The following is a 23354-nucleotide window of genomic DNA, read 5'->3' on the forward strand; positions in this document are numbered from 1 at the left end:
GAAGCTTCGGCGCGAACGACGCCAATCCGAAAAGAACAGCGCAAAATGCGATTGCCCCACCGATAGTCACCACGAAATTCATTCCGCGGCCTCCGCCAATTCGCCACCATGGAGCAATTCGCTCGAGCATCGCTGCATCACTTCGCTTGCGCGGGCGATGGGGTTGGTGAGGTAGAAATCCTTGATTGGATAGGCGGTCATCGTGCCTTCGGCCTTGGCATTGCTGTCTGCCTTGGGAAGCGCGCCGTAGTCGGCAAGGCCTTCTTCACCCAACGCGGGGACTTCGGCAATCATCGCTGCCTGGAGTTGCGAGAAGCTGTCAAAGGCAACCTTGACCTTCAAGGCATCGGCGAGAGCGCGCAGGATAGTCCAGTCTTCGCGCGCATCGCCCGGAGCGAAGACGGCCTTCTCTGCAAACTGCACGCGGCCTTCGGTGTTGACGTAGGTTCCGTCCTTCTCGGCATAGCTCGCTGCCGGCAGGATGATATCCGCCGCATGCGCGCCCTTGTCGCCGTGATGGCCGATGTAGACCTTCAGCGCGCCGGCGAAGGGTTCGAAATCCATCTCATCCGCGCCGAGGCTGATCACGACCTTTGGCTTGGCTGCGACGATATCCGCCATGCCGCCCTTCTGCGCAAAGCCGAGCATCAGCCCACCCATGCGCGCAGCGGAGAAGTGCAGGACATTGAAGTCTGCACCCCACTCGCTCGCCAGCGCCAGAGCCTTGCCGTGTGCGCCCTTGAGCGCCCCGCCGCCAACGATGACTGCACTCTTATCCGCGGCTTTGAATGCGTCCGTAACTTCGCCCGGCAAATCATTGAGAACACTCAAATCGTTACCAAGGAACGTGGCAGGATAGGTCGTCTCCCATTCGGGGCCGACCACGAAGACCTTGGCACCGCGCTTCACCGCCTTGCGGATGCGCACGTTGACCAGCGGGGCTTCCCAACGGATGTAGCTGCCTACGATCAGGATCGCCTGAGCATGCTCAAGCCCTTCAAAGGTCGAGTTGAAATTCACCGCCGCGAGGTTGGACACGTCATAGTCCATGCCGGTCTGGCGACCTTCGATCAGGTTCGAACCGCAAGCCTTGAGCAGCGACTTGGCTGCAAACATGGTTTCGCAATCGACCATGTCGCCAGCAATCGCGGCAATCGACTTGCCCGGCTTGGCCTTGGCGATAGCCTTGAATGCCTCGTCCCAAGTCGACGGCTTGAGACCGCCCTTCTTGCGCATGAAGACCTTGTCGAGGCGGCGCTTCGAAAGCCCGTCGACCATGTAGCGGCCCTTGTCGGACAGCCATTCCTCGTTGACCGCATCGTTCACGCGTGGGAGCGCGCGCATGACTTCGCGGCCACGACTGTCGAGGCGGATATTCGCGCCAACAGCGTCCGACACGTCGATGCTGAGCGTCTTCTTGAGCTCCCAAGGGCGCGCTTCGAAGGCGTAGGGGCGCGAGGTAAGCGCGCCGACGGGGCACAGGTCGATCACATTGGCCGACAGTTCGTGCTCGGCGGCCTGCTCGAGGTAGGTCGTGATCTGCATGTCCTCGCCGCGACCGACCGCGCCGATTTCATCGACGCCAGCGATTTCCTCGCTGAAGCGCACGCAGCGGGTGCAGTGGATGCAGCGGGTCATGACCGTCTTGATCAGCGGGCCCATGTACTTCTCGGTAACGGCGCGCTTGTTTTCCTCATAGCGCGTCGCGCCGCGGCCATAGGCGACCGACTGGTCCTGCAGGTCGCATTCGCCGCCCTGGTCGCAGATCGGGCAATCGAGCGGGTGGTTGATGAGGAGGAACTCCATCACGCCTTCGCGCGCGGTCTTGACCATCTGGCTGTCGGTGCGGATTTCCTGACCCTCGGTCGCCGGAAGCGCGCAGCTGGCCTGCGGCTTGGGCGGCCCGGGCTTCACTTCGACGAGGCACATGCGGCAGTTGCCGGCGATGCTGAGCCGCTCGTGATAGCAGAAACGCGGGATTTCCTTGCCCGCAAGCTCGCAGGCCTGGAGGACGGTGGCGCCCTCCGGAACCTCGATTTCCTGTCCGTCTACACTGACCTTAGGCATCGGAACCAACCTGTTCTTCATGAGCGGCGACCAGCCTGTAGGAGGCGGTTGCCAGCAAGTATCGGATATTGCGGACCGGGCCGTCGATGCCGTTCGCGCTTGCGCAATCAGCGATCGCCCCGCTGAGCGCGACAACTGCCTGGGACTCAGCATCGGACCCGATCTCGGTCCCGAACAACGACGCGGTCACACCCGGACGTGCCTTGACCACGCAATGCGCCATGGCATCGGTAGCCGAGAAAGTCAGGCGCTCGGTCTCGCGAGCCTGCGCCATGCGAACGATGAGATTGCCCTCCCCGCGCTCAAGCATCGCTTCTGCAAGCGCGCCTGCAAAGGGAAGCCCATAGCTTGCTCTGAGCTTGTTCTCGCGCCAGCAACCACGATTGTCGTTCGCAAGACGCTCCAGCCCCTTGCGATAGCTGCTGGTGCGAAAATCGCTGGTTAGCAACCGGTCGGCTTTACCGTGGCTGACATTCACAATGCATGCGGCAACCGCTCCGAGGCGATGCTGTGCCTCGATCGGCCAGGCCTTCTTGTCTTCCTGTGCAGCAAGCGGGGCTGCTGCGAGGGCAACGAGAACGGGAAGTGCACGTATCATTCCGCGGCCTCCGCGAACTTGGCGTTGTGTTCTTCGATCCGGCGTTCGAGCTCTGGGCGGAAATGGCGGATGAGGCCCTGGATCGGCCATGCGGCTGCATCGCCCAGCGCGCAGATAGTGTGGCCTTCGACCTGCTTGGTGACCTGCTGCAGCATGTCGATTTCCTCGATCGCCGCATCGCCGGTGCGCAGGCGTTCCATCATGCGCCACATCCAGCCCGTGCCTTCGCGGCAGGGCGTGCACTGGCCGCAGCTTTCGTGCTTGTAGAAGTAGCTGAGGCGGCTGATCGCGCGGACGATGTCGGTCGACTTGTCCATCACGATGACGCCTGCCGTGCCGAGACCCGAACCCAAGTCCTTGAGCCCGTCGAAATCCATCGGCGCATCCCAGATCTGCTCTGCCGGAACCAGCGGAACAGACGAACCGCCCGGGATCACCGCGAGGAGGTTGTCCTTACCGCCGGTGATGCCGCCGCAGTGCTTCTCGATCAGCTCGCTGAACGGGATAGAAAGCGCTTCCTCGACCACGCAGGGCGTGTTCACATGGCCGCTGATCTGGAAGAGCTTGGTGCCCTTGTTGTTCTCGCGCCCGAAACTTGCAAACCAGCTTGCGCCGCGGCGCAGGATGGTCGGGACGACGGCGATCGATTCCACGTTGTTGACCGTGGTCGGGCAGCCATAGAGGCCCGCACCTGCCGGGAACGGCGGCTTGAGGCGCGGCTGGCCCTTCTTGCCCTCAAGGCTCTCGATCATCGCGGTTTCTTCGCCGCAGATGTAGGCGCCCGCGCCGCGGTGCAGGAAAACGTCGAAGTCATAGCCTGACTTGCTGGCATTCTTGCCGATGAGGCCAGCGTTATAGGCCTCGTCGATCGCAGCCTGCAGGACCTCGGCCTCGCGAATATATTCGCCGCGGATGTAAATGTAGGCCGCCCTCGCCCGCATGGCGTAACCGGCAACCAGCGCGCCTTCGATCAGCTTGTGCGGATCGTGGCGGATGATCTCGCGGTCCTTGCATGAGCCGGGTTCGGATTCGTCGGCGTTGATGACGAGGAAGCTGGGACGGCCGTCCTTCGATTCCTTCGGCATAAACGACCATTTGAGACCGGTCGGAAAGCCCGCACCGCCACGGCCGCGAAGGCCCGAAGCCTTCACCTCCTCGATGATGCTGTCATGCCCGCGCGCGATCAACGACTTGGTATCGTCCCAGTCGCCGCGCTGCTGCGCCGCCTTCAGGCCCCAGTCCTGGAAGCCGTAAAGGTTGGTGAAGATGCGATCCTTGTCGGCCAGCATCAGGCGAAACCTCCAAAAACGAAATAGGCGGCGACGGCGAGGATGAGCACGAGGGCAGCCGTCTTCACGATGCCCTTGAGTATCTTCCACGCGACGGCGATGGCGACGACCGCGATGAGAATGGTTATGAAGTCCATTTCCATCATATCCGGTGATCCACGACACGCCCAAGTAAGATCAGGATCACCCCACCCTGCAGCAAAGCCATCGTATGGCTGCCCTCAAGAAACCACGCCACCAATGCTGCGAAGAGCAAGAAAATTCCGAATCCGGTAACCATCACCAATCCCCCCGGTAATCGTGGTTCTGGGTGACCATTTCCTTCAGCGTGGTCGGACCACCTTCGGGCTCGCTGGTCTTCTTGCCTTCGATCTGCGTGCCCGTCTTGGGCTGCTTGTCTGCTGCCAGCTCGTCGAGGATTTCATCAAGGCGCTCGGGCGTCAGGTCTTCGTAATTGTCGTCGTTAATCTGGACCATCGGCGCGGTGGCGCAATTGCCCATGCATTCGACTTCGGTGAGCGTCCAGAGACCGTCTTCCGAGACATGACCCTTCTTCATGCCGCGCTTCTTGCAGGTTTCGAACAGTCCGTCCGAACCGCGCAGCATGCAGGGCGTCGTGCCGCAGACCTGCACGTGGTACTTACCAACCGGGACCAAATTGTACATGAAGTAGAAGCTGGCGACTTCGAGCACGCGGATCACCGGCATGTCGAGATAGTCGGCGACATATTCGATCACCGGCAGCGGCAGCCAGCCCTGCGTATCGGTTTCCTCGCCAACCTGTCGCTGGGCAAGGTCGAGCAGCGGCATCACCGCAGAGCGCTGACGCCCCTCGGGATAGCGCGCAATCGCCGTGTCCGCTTTCGCGCGGTAGCTCTCGGTAAACTCGAAAGCACCCCAGCGCTCGCGCAGCTCGGGGGTATCGGGTGCGGGATTACGGTCAGCCATTAGCGGTCACACTCCCCGAACACGACGTCGATTGCGCCGAGGATGGCGGTGGCATCGGGCAGCATGTGGCCTTTGCTCATGAAATCCATTGCTTGAAGGTGGCTGAAGGCCGTCGGGCGGATCTTGCAGCGATAGGGTTTGTTCGAGCCGTCGCTGACGAGGTAGACGCCGAATTCGCCCTTGGGGCTTTCGGTAGCGACGTAAACTTCGCCTGCGGGCACGTGGAAGCCCTCGGTATAGAGCTTGAAGTGGTGGATCAGCGCTTCCATCGACTGCTTCATCTCGGCGCGCTTGGGCGGCGAAACCTTGCGGTCGGTGCTGGCGATCGGGCCGGTGGGCATGTCGCGCAGGCACTGCTTGATGATCTTGGCGCTTTCGTACACTTCCTTCACGCGCACCACAAAGCGGTCGTAGCAGTCCGAATTGGTGCCGACGGGAATGTCGAACTCCATCCGGTCGTAGACATCGTAGGGCTGCGACTTGCGCAGATCCCACGGGATCCCGGCTGCGCGGATCATCGGGCCGGAGAAGCCCCAGGCCACGGCATCGTCCTTGCTGACGACGGCAATATCGACATTGCGCTGCTTGAAAATCCGGTTGTCGAGCACGAGGCTCATCGCATCGCCGAACAGTTCGGGCAGGCGAGTGTCGATCCATTCGCCGATATCGACCAGCAGCTTTTCGGGCACGTCCTGGTGAACGCCGCCCGGACGCAGATAGGCGTGGTGCATACGCGCGCCGCTCATACGCTCGAAGAAGTTCATGCAGTCTTCGCGCAGTTCGAATACCCACAGGTTGGGCGTCATCGCGCCGACGTCCATGACGTGCGCGCCGATGTTGAGCATGTGGTTGCAGATGCGGGTCAGCTCGGCGAACAGCACGCGGATATACTGCGCGCGTTCGGGCACCTCGACGTTGAGCAGCTTCTCGATGGCGAGGACGTAGCTGTATTCCTGTGCAAGCGGCGAACAATAGTCGAGCCGGTCGAAATAGGGCAGCGCCTGCAGATAGGTCTTGTGCTCGATCAGCTTCTCGGTGCCGCGATGCAGGAGGCCGACATGCGGGTCGATCCGTTCGATAATCTCGCCATCAAGCTCCATCACCATGCGCAGCACGCCGTGCGCTGCCGGGTGCTGGGGCCCGAAGTTGATCGTGTAATTGGTGATCGTCTCGTCGCCAGTGGTGGGCGACTCTTCGATTTGAAGGCCCGTACTCATGCGCAGTTCCAATTGCCGGAATAGTCTTGCGAGGTGCCGGCAGCGTCGGTGACGACGACATTTGCCGGGCGGCTCTGCCCTTCACCAGCGGCAGGCGCGACCTGCACGGTGAAGCCTTCGCCAGTGAAGGTCGTGCCGGCCTTGATCGAAGCCAGCCCGCCGGGAGCGGCATCAGCCATGACCAGCGTATCGCCAACGCGGACGACAGCCTTACCCGGCAGGGTCGGCTCGTTCATGCCCGCCGCGATGATCATTTCCTGGCTGTCGACCATGAAGGTGCATCCACCTTGGCGAGGACCGAGATTGACCCCGCCGATATCGCCAAGCTGCTGGAGCCGGGTGAGGTTCGCATTCTCAGGGGGAGCAAGTGCCGCAACATTCGGCGCATCGGGATCGGGCTGCGAGGGATCGAGCACCGCCCCGCCCTGCTGCTGTCCGATCCGATTGGCGAAATCATCGGCGCTGTCCTGTTCGACTGCTGGCTCTTGCGAGCAGGCAGCGAGCGCGAGCAGTGTAAGGGTGGCGAACGCAATGCGCATTAGCGATCACCCTTCTTCGGTTCGGTCGCCTTTGCAGTCCGCGAGGTCTTGCCCTTGCGCTTGGCTCGTGCGGGCTGGTCCTCGGTCGGCTCGGGAGCCGGCGCGTCTTCCCCGCCATCCTTCTCGGCCGGTGCGGCAGCACTGACCTTCTCAGCGGCCTTGTCGTCCGCCTTCTTGCCCGCACCCGTTTGCGAGGGCTTCTCGGTGGTCTTCGGCTCGTCGACGGGCGGCATATCGGCCTTCTCATCGCCGGGAAGCACGTAATCCGCGCCTTCCCACGGGCTCATGAAGTCGAACTGGCGCAAGTCCTGCGCGAGCTCGACCGGCTCGTAAACGACGCGCTTCTCGTCTTCGGAATAGCGCAGCTCGACATAGCCGGTGAGCGGGAAATCCTTTCGGAAAGGATGCCCTTCAAAGCCATAGTCGGTGAGGATGCGACGCAGGTCCGTATTACCGTCGAACAGCACGCCGTACATGTCGAACACTTCGCGTTCGAGCCAGCCCGCGTTGGGCCACAGTGTCGTCACCGTCGGTACCGGCGTATCTTCGCTCGCCGCGCATTTGACCATGATGCGGCTGTTCCTGGTGAGGCTCAGGAGCATGTATACGACTTCGAAGCGCTCGGCACGCGAGGGGTAGTCGACCCCGGCGATTTCCATCAGCTGCTGGTATTCGTGGTCGTCACGCAGGATGCGCAGCACATCCTCGATCGAGGCGCGCTTTACGGTGAGCAGCAACTCGCCGTGCTCTTCATGTGCATCGACGAGATGCTCGCCAAGCGACTTGGAAAGCGTGTCCCTGAGCCCTTCGATACGCGTAAAGCGAGGTGCGGAGTGGAGGACGTTCATCGGGTGAAATCATCCTTCTTCGTAATCTTGCCGACGACCAGCTCCTCGATCTCAAGGCGCTTCAGCTTTGCCGAACCAATCAGGACGCGGCCGAGAACGAGGCGACCGATCGCCACTGCGCCAACAGCCAGCGCACCTGTCGCCATCGCGCCAAGGGCGAATGCGCCCAGCTTGCGGGCGGACACTGGAACGACCGAACTCATCGCTCGATAGTCCCGACGCGGCGGATCTTCCGCTGCAACTGCATGACCCCGTAGAGAAGGGCTTCAGCCGTCGGAGGGCATCCGGGCACATAGATATCGACCGGCACGATACGGTCGCAGCCACGCACGACGCTGTAGCTGTAGTGATAGTAGCCGCCACCATTGGCACAGCTGCCCATGGAAATGACGTATTTCGGCTCCGACATCTGGTCATAAACCTTGCGCAGCGCCGGGGCCATCTTGTTGCACAGAGTGCCGGCAACGATCATCACGTCGCTCTGGCGCGGGGATGCGCGAGGGGCGACGCCGAAACGCTCCATATCGTAGCGCGGCATGTTGACGTGGATCATCTCCACTGCACAGCAGGCAAGGCCGAAGGTCATCCACCACAGCGAACCGGTGCGGGCCCACTGGAACAGGTCCTCGGTGCTGGTGACGAGGAAGCCCTTGTCGTTCACTTCGGTCTGGAGCGCGTGGAAATAGTCCGCGTCAGGCTGGCGCACCTCGCCCGGCTGTGCGGCGGGTACCATGTCCGGCGGGGTGATGATCGTCGAATTGCTCATATCAGTCCCAATCCAGCGCGCCCATCTTCCACTCGTACGCCAGGCCGATGGCCAGGATACCGAGGAAGACGACCATCGAGATCCAGCCTGCCCAGCCCGTTACATCGAGGCTGACAGCCCAGGGAAAGAGGAAGCTCGCCTCGAGGTCGAAGAGAAGAAAGGAGATCGCGACGAGGTAAAAACGCACGTCGAACTGGCTGCGGCTGTCATCGAAGGCCGGGAAGCCGCACTCATATTCGCTGAGTTTCTCCGCATCGGGCGCATGTGCCCCGGTCAGGCGCGACACGCCCATGGGCAGGAACACGAACAGGGCCGACAGGCCTACTGCGATGAAAAGAAAGATCAGGATCGGAAGATATTGTTCGAGGTCGACCACGTATGATTCCGTCTGGGAGGGGTTTGCGGGGCTGCCTCTAGGCTTGTCGCAAAGCTGGCGCAAGGGCCAGACGGGGACAGAATGGCGTGAATTTCACAAGTGCGATTGAGCTCGTGTTAAGACCCTGCCAGCATAGCCGGCACGGGAATTACCAACAGGGATCACTATTCGCATGCTTAAAACCACCATGTCCGGCGCGTTTGCCGTCGCATTCCTCGCAATGGCCACGCCAGCAGCAGCTGAAAATGTCACAGCCGATCTCGATCTGATCGCGAAGGTCCTTCAGGAAGAGGGGATGCAAGCGAAGATCGAGGGCGATGAGGGGAAAAAGTATATCCTCAGCGGCCTTTCAGGCTACACGTTCCAGATCCTGCCCTACGGCTGCAATGATGCGGGCGCCGATTGCAAGTGGGTCCAGTTCCGCGCGGCCTTCACGCCCGAAAAGAAGCCGAGCCTTAAGGACATCAACCAATTTGCCGCCGAGAATTTCTTCGGCCGCTTCTACATTGACCACGAAGAAGATCCGATCATCGAGATGGATATCGATCTCGAAGTGGGCGGCATGTCGCGCGAGCTCTTCATCGACAACATCGCCTACTGGGATTCGATCATGGTGAAGTACGCCGACTTCGTATTCTCCAACGACGAGTGATTATTCGATAGGGAGGCGCCTGATCTGTGTCGGATCAGGCGTCTTTCCATCGGCCAGTTCACCGGCGACATACTTGTCCCATTGTCCATTGCCGATATAGAAGAGCGCGTCAGGGCTAAGATGACCGGAAAGGGGTTCCGTCCATTCCGAATGCGCCTGTTCAAGGATGTGGTGAGCGATAACGCGTACGCCGTCGTCGGACAGGACGAACTGCGAGATGCGCATCGGGCTGGTTCCGTTCTGGATGGCAATAAGCGAGTTTCCGCGCCGGAAAAGGGCGTCCGCGCCATCGAGAATTGCTGGAATTTCCGCGACCAGTCTCGACACCGTGCCCGACGCGAGGTCGATAATCGCGATCCCATAGCGATAATCGCTGACATAGAGTCGCTTTCCATCGGCACTTGTCGCGAGACCCTGCGGCGAGCGAAATGTCCCGGGCTTGACGACCACCTCGATCCTCTCCCGGTTTGGGCCAAGCTTGTAGACACCACCGCCAAGCGGATCGCTGGCGAAGATCGTCCTGTCGGCAGCGGCATGAAGGTCCGAGAGTGTCACGCCTTCCGGTGCTGCCACTCGCGGATCGCCGCTCCCGGGAACTGACCCAAGCAAGCCAGAGAAGTAGGTTTGCTCGTCTTTAGATCCGTCGATATTGCCGGAAGCGACCCAAAGCTCCTCACTATCCGTGAAACCAGCGAATCCGGACAGATTGTCGGCACCATCGATTGTCGCGCCACTCCAGTCGCGTTCTCCTTCGCGCCCCCACACCATCCTGCCCGTCAATGAGCTGACAACCACAGCATCGCGCGCCGGGAGAATGAAAACGCTTTCCACCAATCCAGCCTTGGCGGGAACGGTCCAGGCGACTTCGCTCCGTTCTATCGGATCCGCGCCAGACAAAAGAAGCGCCTTTGCTGCCTCGGAAACCTCCTCGCCAACCAGCTTGGGTATCTGCGCCTGGGCCCCTTCGCTGAAGACATAGCCGCGCTGCTGCAGCCAACGCAGGGTCTCGATCAGCGCTGGCCCATAGCCTGCCTGCAACTGCGCGTTCAGCAATCGAAGGCGAACGCTGCCGCTATCCGGGAAATCGCGCGACAATGCGGACAATCCCTCCAGATCAGTGATCTTGCCCGTCTCGGCATCGACCGCTCGCCACTCCGGCGATGTTTGGACGACGTTGGCCTGTTCGACTTCTGTCGCCTGATACGCGCAGCCGGCACATCCGAGCGCCGCCAGCGCGACCGATGCCGTGATCCGCATCATTTCATCATCATCTTGACGGCTTTCTCGGTTGCCGGACCATAAGGTGGCTTGAATCCGCCAAGCTTCGCGACATCGATCTTGGGCTGGGTATAGACGCTGCGCGCGTGGCTGAACTCACGGAAGCCCTCGACGCCGTGATAGCTGCCCATGCCGCTCGGACCGACACCGCCGAATGGCAGGTCCTCCATCGAAACGTGAAAGATCACGTCGTTCACGGTCACGCCGCCGCTGATCGTGCGCTTGAGCACCTTTTCGCGCTCACCATCGTCTTGGCCGAAGTAGTAGAGGCCGAGCGGTCGATCGTTCTCGTTCACATAGTCGATGGCCTCATCGATGTGCCCGTAGGTTTTCACAGGGAGGACGGGACCGAATATCTCCTCCTGCATCGCCTTCATGTCATCGGTGACGCCCTTGAGGATCGTCAGCGGCATCTTGCGGGCATTGCTGGAGCCGAAATCCTCATTACCCGGATTGACCTCGATCACCTCTGCGCCCTTGTCGCGTGCATCGGCGACCATGTCTTGGAGGCGATCGAAATGGCGATCCGACACGAGGCTCGCATAGTCATCGTTCTCAAGCATGGTCGGGTACATGTTGGCCGTGCCCTGCCATACGCCATGGATGGCCTCGTCCTGCTTGGACTCCGGAACATAGAGGTAATCGGGCGCAAGGCAGATCTGTCCCGCATTCATCATCTTGCCGAGCGCGATACGTTCGCCAGCCTTGGCGAAATCGGCGCTCTCGCCGAGGAAAACCGGGCTCTTCCCGCCCAGCTCGAGCGTGACCGGCACCAGATTCTTCGAGGCCGATTCCATCACTTTCCGACCGGTCGCGGTCGAACCGGTGAAAACGAGGTGATCGAAGGGCAACTCCGAGAAAGCAGCGGCAACTTCCGGACCGCCGGTGAAGACGGCGCATTCATCGGCGCTGAAATATTCTTCGACCAGCTCCTTCATCATCAGGCTGGTCTTGGCAGTGAATTCACTTGGCTTGATCATCGCCCGGTTGCCTGCGGCAAAAACCTGCATGAGCGGGCCGAAGGTAAGGTTCACCGGAAAGTTCCACGGTGAAAGGATGCCGACTACGCCCTTGGGCTCGTAGCGAACTTCGGCCTTGGCGCCGAGCAGGCCGAGAGGGAACTGCACGCTCCGTTTCTCGCTGCGCGACCATTTGCCCATGTGCTTGAGGCAGTACTTGCCGAAATTCACCGTTCCGGCGATGTCGGTGATCATCGACTGGTGTGGCGACCGATTGCCGAAGTCCGAGCTCATCACCTTGCACAGATCGTCGCCGTGTTCCTTCAGGAGCTTCATGGCGCGCTCGATGCGGCTCTTCCGCGCATCCATGGGTTCGGGCCGTGTCTGGGTATGGACCGCGCGCTGCTTGCGCAGGATCTCTTCCATCTGGACCCGCTGGTCGTCCGCCATCGTATTCTCTCCTGCTTCGTGTTGCGCCGCAGCGACGCACGTCCTATCTCGGCGCGCAGATATTCCAGACTACAAGGACCAGCACAAGCATGACCCAGTTCAGCGCATCCGATCCCGTCGTCATCCTGTCCTACGCCCGAACGCCGATGGGCAGCATGCAGGGTGCCCTCGCCGATGTATCCGCAACCGATCTCGGTGCTACGGCAGTCAAGGCGGCGGTAGAGCGCTCTGGTGTACCGGCGGACAAGTTCGACCGCACCTATATGGGCTGCGTCCTTCCGGCCGGTCTCGGCCAGGCCCCAGCCCGCCAGGCGTCGATCAAGGCGGGACTCCCCAAATCCGTACAGGCAACCACCGTCAACAAGGTCTGCGGCAGCGGCATGCAGACGGTCATCATGGGCGCCGAAGCCCTCGCCAGCGGCACGGTGGATTACGTGGTTGCAGGCGGCATGGAGAGCATGACCAATGCGCCCTACCTGCTCAAGAAGCACCGCGGCGGTGCTCGCATCGGCCATGACACGACCTACGATCACATGTTCCTTGATGGCCTCGAAGATGCCTACGAGGAGGGCCGCGCGATGGGCACATTCGCGCAGGATACAGCCAACGAATACCAGCTCACGCGTGAGCAGATGGACGATTACTCGATCGAATCGCTCCGCCGCGCCAATGCCGCCATCGGAAGCGGCGCTTTCGCAGACGAAGTAGTCGGCGTGACCTTCGCGACCCGCAAGGGCGAGGTTACCGTCGACACGGACGAAGCGCCCGGCCGCGGCAATCCGGACAAGATCCCGCAGCTTCGCCCTGCCTTCGCCAAGGACGGCACGATCACCGCAGCGACCTCCTCGTCGATCTCCGACGGTGCTGCTGCCGTCGTGCTGACCCGCGACAGCGTAGCCAAGGCCAATGGCCAGGAGCCGGTCGCCAAGATCGTCGCCATGGCCGCCCATGCGCAGGAACCGAGCGAGTTCACGGTCGCCCCTGTCGGCGCAATCCAAAAGGTACTCGACAAGGCTGGATGGTCGGCGGACGACGTTGACCTTTGGGAAGTCAACGAAGCCTTCGCCTGCGTCGCCATGTTCGCAATGCGCGACATCGGCATACCGCACGAAAAGATCAACGTGAACGGCGGGGGCACGGCATTGGGTCACCCGATCGGCGCCAGCGGCACGCGGATCATCGTCACGCTGCTCAACGCATTGAAAGCGCAAGGCAAGAAGCGCGGCGTCGCATCGCTATGCATCGGCGGCGGCGAAGCAACCGCGGTGGCCGTCGAACTGACCTAATCTCGTCGGCGATTGTCAAACCTCTCGGGCGGGCGCATGAACCCGGTCGATCCGCAAGAAGATCGACCGGTTCGCGTACGAGTCGCACCAACGATTTGAGAGGATTGACCCAATGAAGAAGATCGTATCCCTGGTCGCGATTGCCGGGCTGGCAGCCTGTTCCCAGGCGGAAGAGGCTGACGATACCGACACGATGGCAGACGCCACTGCCGTGACAGAGCAGGAAGCTGCCACAGAAGCGGAGGCTATGGCCCCCGGAGACTACGTGTCGGTCTATCCCGATGGGACCGAAGTCGCCTTTACCACCAATGCCGATGGCTCCTGGACGGCCAGCAGCAGCGATGGGGGGTCCGCAGCTGGCAGGATCGAACAGCGCGATGGCAAGAACTGCTTCGTTAGCGACCCACCGTCCGAGGACGATAGCTGCTGGACACCACGTGTGATGAACGAAGACGGTAGCTGGACGTCAACGAACGATGCCGGTGTCACCGTCACGGTTCGCCCGGCCGAAGCAGCCGCCGAATAGATACCTGGAACGCTGGGGGGGATGTCGCAGGCAAGCGCGACATCCCCTCAACTTTCTCAAAGCGACGGAATTTTCGGGACCGAAGTCGCGCTCTTCTCGTTCCACTGGCATCACCAATTCCATTCGGGAGGAGAAATCGTGAAGAAGATTGTTTTAGCGTTCGCCGCATCTACCGCACTGGCCGCCTGCGGCTCCAATGAGGCTGAAGCACCTGTCGAGCCCGCCGACACTACGGTTGCGCAGACTGATACAGCCAGTGCTGGCCAGATGGCCGGGACCTATGAAATAACCGATTCCGACGGAACGGTGACACGCCAGGAGGTCAATGCCGATGGCACATATGTCGATCGCGACCTCGACGGGAATGAGATCGAACGCGGTACCTGGCGCCAGTCAGGCGACCAACTCTGCTACGATGCGGAAGGCGATGCTGCAGAGATTTGCTGGATCGGCGGCGCGCCAGGTGCGGATGGGTCATTCGAAGCCACGACACCCGACGGTTCTGCCAGCGCAACGATCCGCAAGATCGAAGACTGAAGGCCAGACCCGCTCAGCTAGCAGCGAGTAAAAAGAGAAGGGGCAGCTTTCCTGGCTGCCCCTTTCTTCGTCGGATGTCTTAGGAGAGTATTGCCGCCTTCAGGAGCCGTCCGTCCCCCACAGCCGTTCCTGCCGGACCCAGCCCGCACGATTGCCAATCGTCAATTCGCACCAGCCCCTGCTGCAATCACCCAGCGAGCCGACAACCCCGGGTTCAAGCCGCCACTTCAGAGTCGAGGATTGGTCGGCATCCTCATACATGGCGGCCAGGCCCTCGCCCGCTACGATCGCAGAGCGTTCGGGACTCAGCAGCCTCGCCGCGATCCAGCCCTGGGTGCCGTCGGGGTCCTGAACAAGGCGCCAGCCCTCCATAACCCGCACGACCTTCACCGGGAGGCCTTTGCGGCGATAGACCCAATCGATCTTGTAGTCCGCGCTCGGGCCCACGCGCATGTTGATCTCATTCGCCCGCAGGCTCGCCCAATAGGGCGTCTCGCGATCCTGGGCCTTGGCGGGAATGCTCAGCGCCGCCAGTGCGAGCATGGTTGTGAAGATGCGCCCTTTCATGAGGATTTCCCTTATCCGCATTGTCGCTTTGCTACAACGGCTGCTTGACGGTCCCGATCTCAAGGGCGTAGCGCTCAACGCTGCATGAACACGATCGCATCTCCCTCATCCGCTCCCGAAAAGCGTCTCGATCGACAACCGCGGGTCGTCGTAACCCGCCGCCTCGGGCCGGCCGTCGAAGACCGGATGGGTGAGTTGTTCGATGTCCGCACCAATGCAACCGACATGCCGCTCACACGCGAGCAGTTGATCGAGGCGATGCAGGATTGTGACGTCCTGGTCCCCACAGTCACCGACCAGATCGACGCGGAGATGATTGGGCAGGCGGGCAAGGACTTGCGCCTGATCGCCAACTTTGGCGCAGGGACCGAGCATATCGACCTTGAAGCGGCGGCGGCGGCGAAGATCATGGTCACCAACACGCCCGGCGTCTTCACCGATGATACCGCCGACCTCGCCATGGCGGGGATCATTGGCGTGCCGCGTCGCGTGCGCGAGGGCGTCGAACTGATCCGCAGCGGCGAATGGACAGGGTGGGCCCCTACAGCCATGCTCGGCCGCAAACTGGGCGGCAAGACGCTCGGCATCGTCGGCATGGGGCGGATCGGGCAAGCTGTCGCGCACCGTGCCCGAGCTTTCGGGCTCGAGATTGCCTACCACAACCGCAAGCGCCTGCCTGAAGCGATCGAGCGTATGTTCGGGGCGGCCTATGTCGAGGATCTGGACGACCTCGTCTCGCAAGCCGACATCCTCACGCTGCATTGCCCCTCCAGCCCCGACAACCGCCACATGATCGATGCCCGGCGCTTCGAATTGATGAAGGAAGGCTCTTGCCTCATCAACACGGCGCGTGGCGATCTCGTCGATCAGGAAGCACTGATCGCAGCGCTCGAAAGCGGCCATCTCGCGGGTGCGGGCCTGGACGTGTACCCGGATGAGCCCCGTGTGGATCGCAGGCTTATCCGCCATCCCAATGTCATGACCCTACCCCATATCGGAAGCGCGACGCGCGAAGGGCGCGAGGATTCGGGAATGAAGGTGATCGCGAATATCCGCATGTGGGCCGACGGTCATCGCCCGCCCGACCAGGTTTTGAGCGGTCTTGGCTAACGAGGCTTGTCCCCTGCGCGCCATGCTGTAATCGCTCTCGCCATGGACGAATTCACCACGCAGATCGAAGCGCTCGAACACCTCTGGATGCGCAGTTGGGTGCAGCGCGATCGCAACCAGATGAAGGCACTGGCTGCCCGCGATTTCATTTTCCTGCTCGGATCGAAGAAGCCGGCCATCCTCGACCGTGCCAGCTGGCTGGAAGCGGCTACAACCCGATTCCGCTGCAATGGCTATCGCTTCGACGAAGTCTATGTCCGCCGGCATGGTAACATTGCGGTGTTCGCCACGCGAATGACTTTGGATGCCACGATGGGCGACCACGAATGGTCGGGCGAAACCTGGCTCATGGACCTTTGGCAAAAGGGCAAAGTGCGCCGTAAGTGGCGGATCGTCGAGCGCACCATCTCGCGCCCCGATACCGACGGCAAGATGCCCGACGCGATCCGCTCAATGCAACTGTGGCGTTAGACTTGACGCGCGAGGCGAGGGTTTACCGTTCGCTCTATCAATCCCCGGTCAGGATCCGCTCGACCAGCTCCTTCACAGTCGGTGTGAAATTGTTCGAGTAGAAAGGGTCCTGCTTGAAGCGGTAGGCCGCATGGCCGGCGAAGGCGAGGTTCTCGTCTGGATCACCGCCATGGGCGATGTCCTGCAGCGTCTTCTGGATGCAGAAGCTGCGCGGATCGGCCAAGCGGCCCGTCGTGTGGTTATCGTGGTCCTTCCAGCTCGAAAACTGGCAGTGCGACAGGCAACCCATACAGCCCTGCTGGTCGGCGCGGATCTGTTCGGCGCTATCCGGGGTGACGAAGACCACCGTGTCGTCCGGCGTCTTGAGGGGTTCGGTGAAGCCTTCGTGCATCCAGGCCTGCGCCTTGCGCTGGTCGCCGGGGTGGACGAAGAAATACTTCGCCTTGCCGTGATCCATAAGCGGGATCGTGCCCTCTTCCTCATCGCGCTTGAAGATGGGGATCTGACGCTCGCTGCGATGCATCAGGTCGTACAGGAACGGCGTCTTCACAGCGCTCGAATAGAAGCCGGTGGGCGAGAACTTGTGCAGCAGCACATCACCCGGCTCAACGGTGCGGAGCATGTCCTTCCAGACCTGCGGGATCGGGCTTTCATGCGTGAGGAGTGGACGCGTGCCGAATTGGAAGGCGATCTTGCCGAGTTCGGGATTGTCGATCCAGTCGTTCCATTCGCGCAGGAACCAGACACCGCCGGCCATGACGATGGCAGTTTCTTCAGACACGCCCTCTGCACGCATGGTGTCGCGTAGCGCCTTGACGCGGGGATAGGGGTCCTCTGGCTTGGTAGGATCTTCGGCATTCGAAAGGCCGTTGTGACCACCGGCAAGCCACGGGTCTTCGTAGACCACCGCTGCCATCAGCTCAGGCACCTTGGAGTAACTACGCTTCCACAAGGCGCGAAAGGCGCGAGCCGAGCTTACGATGGGGAGGTAGTGGACATTGAACCGCGCCGCGATCTCGGCGAGCTTGTATGGCATGCCAGCACCGCAGGTCACACCCGTGATGAGGCCCTTGCAGTTCTCCAACACGCCTTCGAGGACCTGCTGCGCGCCGCCCATTTCCCACAGCACGTTGATATTGATGGCGCCCTTGCCATTCGAGATTTCGTAGGCGCGCTTCACCTGTTCGGTCGCACCGTCGATCCCGTAGCGGACGAGTTGTTCGAAACGCTCGACCCGGGTTGCCTGCGGATAGACTTGCGGGATCGGGTTACCGTCCTCGTCGTAGCTATCGGCATTGACTGCGCTGACCGTGCCGATGCCGCCCGCAGCAGCCCATGCCCCGGAGCTTGCATGGTTCGTGGCAGAGACCCCCTTGCCGCCTTCGATCAGCGGCCAGACTTCACGGCCACCGTAGTTGATCGGGCTCAAACCCTTGAAACTCATGCAATCTCTCTCTTTTTCGATTTCGCCCCGATGGGGCGCCTAGCCTTGCGTCGCATTGTCGCTGCGGCAGGGTTTGATCTCTCCAGGCTCAGGCCTGTTAGCGGCTGCCTTGAACTGTGCATAGTACCCCAGCAATTCAGGGGCGTCCTTGAACGCGACCAGCTCATAACCGACCCGCTTGAACTCGCAGGAAAGCAGCAGGGGATCGATACCGTGCTGGTCCGTCGGTCGGTCGCGGTCCACCACGATCACCTGTCCACCGTCACGCAGGGCCGGCCACATGCGCCAGAGGAACTCGTAGGGTTCCTCAATCTCGTGATACATGTGGACCATGAAGATGCGGTCGAAACTGTCGGCGGGCAGGCTTGGATCGGCAAATTCGCCGCGCCTGATCGAAACATTGTCGAGCCGATAGCGCTCGACCCTTCGCGCAAGGCGATCGAGCGCTTCCTGATCGATATCCTGGGCAAGCACGCGACCATCGGCACCAACCCTCTCGGCGAGCCGAACGGTATAATAGCCGTTGCCAGCACCGATGTCCGCTACGGTCATTCCTGGTTCGATTTCGGCCAAATCCATTACCGTTTGGGCCTCGCCCACGCTGTCGCGCTGGTCCTCTGTCGAGAACTGGCTGGACACGACTTCCGACACGGGCCGGTCCGGCTCCGGAAAGCGCTGGCCCTGTTCGGCTGCCCCGCCCAGCGCATCGCAAGCCGCCAAGGGCAGCATGCAGGCTAGGATCGGAAGCAACCGGGAAATCACTCGGCGTCCTCCACTTCAACCGTTTCACCCGTCACACGCTGCGCGAGCGCGGCTGAGATGAAGGGATCGAGAGCCCCATCAAGAACATCATCGGGAGTGGGCGACTGCACGCCGGTCCTAAGGTCTTTCACCATCTGGTAGGGCTGGAGCACATAGCTGCGGATCTGGTGCCCCCAACCGATCTCGCTCTTCTCCTGGTATTCGCCAGACGCAGCCGCCTCACGCTCGGCCATCTCGCGTTCGAACAGGCGCGCCTTGAGCATATTCATGGCTGTAGCCTTGTTCTTGTGCTGGCTGCGGTCGTTCTGGCTGGCCACGACAATCCCGGTTGGTTGGTGCGTGATGCGAACCGCGGAATCGGTCGTGTTGACGTGCTGTCCACCTGCACCCGAGGCGCGGTAGGTGTCGATCTTGAGGTCGGCTGGGTTGATCTCGATATCGATATCATCGTCGATGACCGGATAGACCCAGACTGAGCTGAAACTCGTGTGGCGCCGCGCGGAGCTATCATAGGGACTGATGCGGACGAGGCGATGCACCCCGCTCTCTGTCTTGGCATAGCCATAGGCGTTTTCGCCCTTCACCAGCAGCGTTGCGCCCTTGATGCCCGCCTGCTCACCCGCCTGATATTCAACCGTCTCGACCTTGAACCCGCGACGTTCGGCCCAGCGTCCATACATGCGGAACAACATTTCGGCCCAATCCTGGCTTTCCGTTCCGCCCGCGCCCGCGTGGATTTCGATGTAAGTATCGTTCGCATCCGCTTCGCCCGACAAGAGCGCCTGAACCTTGTCCCGGTCAGCCCTATCGGCGAGCGACGAGAGGCTCGACAAACCTTCCTTGATAACGTCGTCGTCGCCCTCGGCCTCGCCCATTTCGACGAATTCGATGGCATCGCCCATCTCGCTTTCGATCTCGCGAACGGTGTTGATTGCGGTTTCGAGGCGCTTTTGCTCTTGCGTGATGGCCTGCGCCTGCTTCGGGTCGTCCCACAGCTTTGGATCCTGCACCCGGGCGTCGAGCTCGTCGAGGCGGCGCAGCGCGCGTTCCCAGTCGAGCGACTGGCGCACCAGCGCCAGCGCTGCTTCGATACGGTCGATATGGGCCTGCCCTTCGGCACGCATGATGCAAGTCCTCAACTGGTTGGTCCGCTCACCTAGCGCGCGGGCGGCGATTGTAAAGCGATGCGGGTACGCTATTCGCGGCTAGTAGATACCACCCTGGTCCTCGACGAAGTCGCTGGGCTGGTCGTCGCGGCCTTCGGTCGTGTCCCCGGTGATCCCCTGCCTCGCCCGCCGGATGAGGTCGAGGATCTCGCTCCTCAACGCAGCCATCTCGGAAGACCGGGTCGAACGGGAAGGTTCGGTATCGGGCTTGAAGGCCTCCCAGATGACCGACGCTTGCGGCTCATCGGTCGGCGCACCTTCGAACACACGGCGGCCGGAGCGCCGGTCGATCTTGACCATGCGGATACCGGGTGGCGCGATGAAATCGTCGCTGGTCCAGCGGTCGCGCGTCTGCTCGATGAATTGCTTCATGATCGGCGCGGCGGTGTTACCGCCCTGCACCCACCCGCCGAGATTGCGAGGCTGGTCGAACCCGACATACATCCCGGCTACGATGTCCGGCGTACCGCCGACGAACCAGGCGTTAGTCGGTCCATTCGTGGTCCCGGTCTTGCCGAAGAGCGGCAGTTCGAGGCTGCGGAGGCGCACCGCCGTCCCGCGCGTGACCACACCCTGCAGCATGTGCACAACCTGGAAGGCTGTGCGTGGATCGAGCACCTGCCGTCCACCTGGCTCGTAGCGCGGCATCGGCTGGCCGTCCCATTCTTCCATGTTGCAGCCGTTGCAGTCGCGCCGATCGGCGCGATAGATCACCTTGCCGCGGCGGTCCTGCACGTAGTCGATCACCGTCCCCTCGTGCTGGCGTCCCCAATTGGCGAGTGCGGCATAGGCGTTGACCATCTTCGCAACTGTCGTGTCACCCGCTCCGAGCGCAAAGGAATAGAATGGGTCGTAATCACCGATACCGACGCGGCTGATGGTCTCCGTGACATTCTCCATTCCGGTCGTATCGGCGATATGGACTGTCATCAGGTTGCGGCTCTGCTCGAGACCCCAGCGCATCGTATGCTCGCCGCCACCCCCGCCGCCGAAGTTGCGGAAGCATTTCTCACCCAGTTGCGCACCCTGCCAGACGCAGAAAGTCTGATCGGGCACCATGGTCGCAGGGGTCATGCCATTGTCGAGAGCGGCTGCGTAGACAAACGGCTTGATCGTCGATCCAGGCTGGCGCTCTGCCTGTGTCGCGCGATTGAAACTGCCAAGGCGGCTGTCGAAGCCTCCCTGCATGGCCAGGATGCGCCCGGTCTTCGGCGATTCCGCTAGGAACCCGCCCGAAACTTCCGGCACGCCGCGTATTGCGTAGCCCGCGCCCGACTTCGCCGCCGCAACCACGTCGCCGACCTTGATCGAGGAGGGCGCGCCCGACAGCGCGTAGTCTTCGCCATCGGTCAAACCGATCTTGGGAGCCGACCCGGCCTCGGTCACCACGCCGATGCGCCAATCCTCGTAATTGATCGAGATATTTGACGAGGCGAGCTGGGAATGCAGGTCGCCATTCTCGGGGTTCAGGGTCGCGATCGGGCCGGTATAACCGCGATTGCCATGATAGCGTAGGAGTTGGGCGCGCAGCGCGTCGCGTGCAGCGTCCTGCAGTTCCACATCGAGCGAAGTGCGGACCCACAGGCCACCAGCGTAGACACTGTTCGAACCGTCATCGGCGGTCTCGCCGAATTCGTCGATCAATTGCCGGCGCACTTCTTCAAGGAAGTAGCCGGCATCGGCGGAACGCTCGCTGCGCTGCTGGACAAGACCCAGTGGCAGGCGCTTGGCAGCCGCCGCCTCGGAGGGGCTGACGAAGTCGTTGGCGACCATCTGGTCGAGAACGAAATTGCGCCGCTCGATCGCCATGTCGCGATAGCGTTCACGACCGTACCTCTCGGGCGCTTTCGGCAGGATCGCGAGGAAGGCGGTCTCATGCAGGTCGAGATCCGCGACATCCTTGTCGAAATAGGCGCGGCTGGCGGCTTGAACACCGAAGCTACGGCGTCCGAGCGGGATTTCGTTGAGGTACAGCTCAAGGATTTCCTGCTTCGTCAGCACCTGTTCGATGCGCTGGGCAAGGATCATTTCCTTGAGCTTGCGGGTGACCGAATATTCATCGCCAAGCAGCAGGTTCTTGGCGACCTGCTGAGTAATCGTCGATCCACCCACGGCCCGTTCGCCGGAACCATACTTCGTCGCGTAGTCGACCACCGCATTGAGCGTGCCGGTCAGATCGACACCGCCGTGGCTGAAGAAGGTCTTGTCTTCTGCCGAAAGAAAGGCCTCGATCATCTGCTGCGGGAAATCGACATATTGCAGCTGGACGCGGCGCTCTCGGGCGTAGGAGTGGACGATCTCCCCATCCACGCCGCGCACCACCGTGGGCAGCGGTGTCTCATACTCCAGCAGCGAGTCCGCCTCGGGCAGGTTCCGCGCCAAGGAAGCCCAGGCGAGAACGAGCAGAATCAGCCCGATTCCAGTGAGATAGGTCAAAACACGCAGGCGGCGGCTTTCGTGCCAGTTCTCACGCATCCAGGCGGAGAATCGAGCCGGGTCACCGGTCAGGCGCGAACGAATATAGGCGAGATCGGGCACGGCACTCATGACTGGCTGCGGCCTCTAGCACGCGCTTTCCGGGCAACGCCAGAACAAGAATCGCCTCTCGCCTTGTTCACTCGTCGCGCTGGCGCAGGAAATAGACCCGGATCGACCGCGCCATGACCTCGGCGAAGGCTTCGCGGCCTTCCGGCGAAGCGATGCGTTGCGCATCGTCCTGGTTGGAAATGAAGCCGCTTTCGAACAGCACCGAGGGAATGTCTGGAGCCCGGAGGACCGCCAGCCATGCCGCGCGGCGCGCCTGCGGGTGGAACTCGAGCGTACCCTGCCCTTCCCGCTCGATGATTTCCGCGAACTGGACGGATCGCGCCTGCGTGCGGCGCTGGGAAAGCTCGACAAGAATGTCGCTGACCGTGTCGCTTTCTCGCGAGAGGTCGACTCCGCCGATCGTGTCGGACGCATTGACACGGGTGGCAAACAGCGCCGCCGCCCGGCTCGATGCCTCGTTCGACAGCGTGTAGATGCTCGCCCCGGTCACTTCAGAGACATCGCCCGCACTGTCCGCGTGGATCGACAGGAACAGGTCCGCATCCAGCCTCTGCGCGATGCGGTAGCGCTCGGTGTGGAGAAGATAGCGATCATCTGATCGGGTCAGGGCGACACGGGCAATACCCTGCGCTTCGATTTCTTCCTTCAGCGCCTGCGCGAGCGCGAGGACGAGGCGCTTCTCGACGTAGCCACCCGCGGTCGCGCCCGGATCGAAGCCGCCATGCCCAGGATCGATAACCACCAGGGGCAGCGACGCATCTCCGGACACATCGGGCAGTTCGATCGGTGCGTCCTTTGCCGGCAGTTCGGCGCGCATCACGAAACCCGCCCCGGGGCCGACCAGCCCCGTACTGCGCGCGAGCAGGACGAGGCTCGCCACGATTACAAGCGGTAGCACCACGATCAGCAGGAGTTGGACAGGCCGCGTCATTCCATCTGCTTCGTTAGGAG

At 61.8% G+C, this 23354-nt stretch carries 25 protein-coding genes; 6 read left to right on the top strand and 19 right to left on the bottom strand.

Features of this window, described 5'->3' with window-relative positions; genetic code table 11:
* Positions 1–78 precede the first annotated feature (78 nt).
* From nuoG to ndhC, 11 genes are all read right to left on the bottom strand, one after another.
* Positions 79–2067: an NADH-quinone oxidoreductase subunit NuoG gene (gene nuoG / locus K3146_RS04455; protein WP_221544965.1), complete on the bottom strand. Its 1989-nt coding sequence runs from the start codon at positions 2065–2067 to the stop codon at positions 79–81.
* Positions 2060–2665, bottom strand: coding sequence for a hypothetical protein (locus K3146_RS04460; RefSeq protein WP_221544966.1), 606 nt, complete (start codon positions 2663–2665; stop codon positions 2060–2062). The genes nuoG and K3146_RS04460 overlap by 8 nt, the downstream gene beginning before the upstream one ends.
* Entirely contained in the window at positions 2662–3954 is a 1293-nt protein-coding gene (gene nuoF, locus K3146_RS04465; RefSeq protein ID WP_221544967.1) for an NADH-quinone oxidoreductase subunit NuoF, read from the bottom strand. The genes K3146_RS04460 and nuoF overlap by 4 nt, the downstream gene beginning before the upstream one ends.
* On the bottom strand, positions 3954–4100 hold the full coding sequence (locus K3146_RS04470) for a hypothetical protein (RefSeq protein ID WP_221545244.1): 147 nt from the start codon (positions 4098–4100) through the stop codon (positions 3954–3956). Before K3146_RS04470 ends, nuoF begins: the two co-directional genes overlap by 1 nt.
* A gap of 133 nt (positions 4101–4233) precedes the next feature.
* Complete coding sequence (nuoE, locus tag K3146_RS04475) at positions 4234–4902, bottom strand: NADH-quinone oxidoreductase subunit NuoE (protein ID WP_221544968.1); 669 nt, start codon at positions 4900–4902, stop codon at positions 4234–4236.
* Entirely contained in the window at positions 4902–6119 is a 1218-nt protein-coding gene (locus K3146_RS04480) for an NADH-quinone oxidoreductase subunit D (RefSeq protein WP_221544969.1), read from the bottom strand. Before K3146_RS04480 ends, nuoE begins: the two co-directional genes overlap by 1 nt.
* The gene (locus K3146_RS04485; RefSeq protein ID WP_221544970.1) at positions 6116–6658 is read right to left on the bottom strand and encodes a hypothetical protein; all 543 of its coding nucleotides are present in this window, start codon (positions 6656–6658) and stop codon (positions 6116–6118) included. Before K3146_RS04485 ends, K3146_RS04480 begins: the two co-directional genes overlap by 4 nt.
* Positions 6658–7506 carry an NADH-quinone oxidoreductase subunit C gene (locus tag K3146_RS04490; protein WP_221544971.1) on the bottom strand — a complete coding sequence of 283 codons (849 nt, stop codon included), beginning with the start codon at positions 7504–7506 and terminating at the stop codon, positions 6658–6660. The genes K3146_RS04485 and K3146_RS04490 overlap by 1 nt, the downstream gene beginning before the upstream one ends.
* Positions 7503–7709 (bottom strand): hypothetical protein, encoded by a 207-nt coding sequence (locus K3146_RS04495; RefSeq protein WP_221544972.1) that lies wholly within the window; start codon positions 7707–7709, stop codon positions 7503–7505. The genes K3146_RS04490 and K3146_RS04495 overlap by 4 nt, the downstream gene beginning before the upstream one ends.
* The gene (locus tag K3146_RS04500; RefSeq protein WP_221545223.1) at positions 7706–8239 is read right to left on the bottom strand and encodes a NuoB/complex I 20 kDa subunit family protein; all 534 of its coding nucleotides are present in this window, start codon (positions 8237–8239) and stop codon (positions 7706–7708) included. Before K3146_RS04500 ends, K3146_RS04495 begins: the two co-directional genes overlap by 4 nt.
* Positions 8240–8273: 34 nt before the next feature.
* Positions 8274–8648, bottom strand: a complete 375-nt coding sequence (gene ndhC, locus K3146_RS04505) for an NADH-quinone oxidoreductase subunit A (RefSeq protein WP_221544973.1) — start codon at positions 8646–8648, stop codon at positions 8274–8276.
* A 172-nt stretch (positions 8649–8820) separates the two neighbouring features.
* Here ndhC and K3146_RS04510 point away from each other — a divergent pair, with 172 nt between their 5' ends.
* A complete protein-coding gene (locus K3146_RS04510) occupies positions 8821–9300 on the top strand; it encodes a YbjN domain-containing protein (protein ID WP_221544974.1) in 480 nt (159 codons plus the stop codon).
* On the opposite strand, the gene K3146_RS04515 is transcribed toward K3146_RS04510, so the two are convergent.
* Together K3146_RS04515 and K3146_RS04520 are read right to left on the bottom strand one after the other, a co-directional pair.
* Positions 9301–10560: an SMP-30/gluconolactonase/LRE family protein gene (locus tag K3146_RS04515; RefSeq protein WP_221544975.1), complete on the bottom strand. Its 1260-nt coding sequence runs from the start codon at positions 10558–10560 to the stop codon at positions 9301–9303. It abuts the gene before it with no gap.
* Entirely contained in the window at positions 10557–11987 is a 1431-nt protein-coding gene (locus tag K3146_RS04520; RefSeq protein ID WP_221544976.1) for a coniferyl aldehyde dehydrogenase, read from the bottom strand. The genes K3146_RS04515 and K3146_RS04520 overlap by 4 nt, the downstream gene beginning before the upstream one ends.
* Positions 11988–12076: 89 nt before the next feature.
* Here K3146_RS04520 and K3146_RS04525 point away from each other — a divergent pair, with 89 nt between their 5' ends.
* The 3 genes from K3146_RS04525 (at position 12077) to K3146_RS04535 (ending at position 14336) form a co-directional block, all read left to right on the top strand.
* Positions 12077–13273: a thiolase family protein gene (locus K3146_RS04525; protein ID WP_221544977.1), complete on the top strand. Its 1197-nt coding sequence runs from the start codon at positions 12077–12079 to the stop codon at positions 13271–13273.
* A gap of 112 nt (positions 13274–13385) precedes the next feature.
* Positions 13386–13799 carry a hypothetical protein gene (locus K3146_RS04530; protein WP_221544978.1) on the top strand — a complete coding sequence of 138 codons (414 nt, stop codon included), beginning with the start codon at positions 13386–13388 and terminating at the stop codon, positions 13797–13799.
* 138 nt (positions 13800–13937) lie between these two features.
* Positions 13938–14336: a hypothetical protein gene (locus K3146_RS04535; RefSeq protein ID WP_221544979.1), complete on the top strand. Its 399-nt coding sequence runs from the start codon at positions 13938–13940 to the stop codon at positions 14334–14336.
* Between the two features lie 99 nt (positions 14337–14435).
* Here K3146_RS04535 and K3146_RS04540 read toward each other — a convergent pair whose 3' ends face one another.
* Complete coding sequence (locus tag K3146_RS04540; RefSeq protein ID WP_221544980.1) at positions 14436–14903, bottom strand: SH3 domain-containing protein; 468 nt, start codon at positions 14901–14903, stop codon at positions 14436–14438.
* An 84-nt stretch (positions 14904–14987) separates the two neighbouring features.
* On the opposite strand from K3146_RS04540, the gene K3146_RS04545 reads away from it, so the two are divergent.
* Positions 14988–16013 carry a 2-hydroxyacid dehydrogenase gene (locus tag K3146_RS04545; protein WP_221544981.1) on the top strand — a complete coding sequence of 342 codons (1026 nt, stop codon included), beginning with the start codon at positions 14988–14990 and terminating at the stop codon, positions 16011–16013.
* Positions 16014–16055: 42 nt separating this feature from the next.
* The gene (locus K3146_RS04550; RefSeq protein WP_221544982.1) at positions 16056–16484 is read left to right on the top strand and encodes a nuclear transport factor 2 family protein; all 429 of its coding nucleotides are present in this window, start codon (positions 16056–16058) and stop codon (positions 16482–16484) included.
* 37 nt (positions 16485–16521) lie between these two features.
* Here the strand turns inward: K3146_RS04550 and K3146_RS04555 are convergent, their stop codons facing one another.
* The 5 genes from K3146_RS04555 to K3146_RS04575 form a co-directional block, all read right to left on the bottom strand.
* Positions 16522–17928 carry an NAD(P)H-dependent flavin oxidoreductase gene (locus tag K3146_RS04555; RefSeq protein ID WP_221544983.1) on the bottom strand — a complete coding sequence of 469 codons (1407 nt, stop codon included), beginning with the start codon at positions 17926–17928 and terminating at the stop codon, positions 16522–16524.
* A gap of 39 nt (positions 17929–17967) precedes the next feature.
* Positions 17968–18657: a class I SAM-dependent methyltransferase gene (locus K3146_RS04560; protein ID WP_221545224.1), complete on the bottom strand. Its 690-nt coding sequence runs from the start codon at positions 18655–18657 to the stop codon at positions 17968–17970.
* Positions 18658–18686: 29 nt separating this feature from the next.
* Complete coding sequence (gene prfB / locus K3146_RS04565) at positions 18687–19814, bottom strand: peptide chain release factor 2 (protein ID WP_221544984.1); 1128 nt, start codon at positions 19812–19814, stop codon at positions 18687–18689.
* Between the two features lie 81 nt (positions 19815–19895).
* Positions 19896–22403 (bottom strand): penicillin-binding protein 1A, encoded by a 2508-nt coding sequence (locus tag K3146_RS04570; RefSeq protein WP_221544985.1) that lies wholly within the window; start codon positions 22401–22403, stop codon positions 19896–19898.
* 67 nt (positions 22404–22470) lie between these two features.
* On the bottom strand, positions 22471–23334 hold the full coding sequence (locus K3146_RS04575) for an N-acetylmuramoyl-L-alanine amidase family protein (RefSeq protein ID WP_221544986.1): 864 nt from the start codon (positions 23332–23334) through the stop codon (positions 22471–22473).
* Positions 23335–23354: the final 20 nt, after the last annotated feature.

Origin of the sequence: Qipengyuania vesicularis (genome assembly GCF_019711415.1) — a bacterium.
GTDB classification, from domain to species: Bacteria; Pseudomonadota; Alphaproteobacteria; order Sphingomonadales; family Sphingomonadaceae; genus Qipengyuania; species Qipengyuania vesicularis.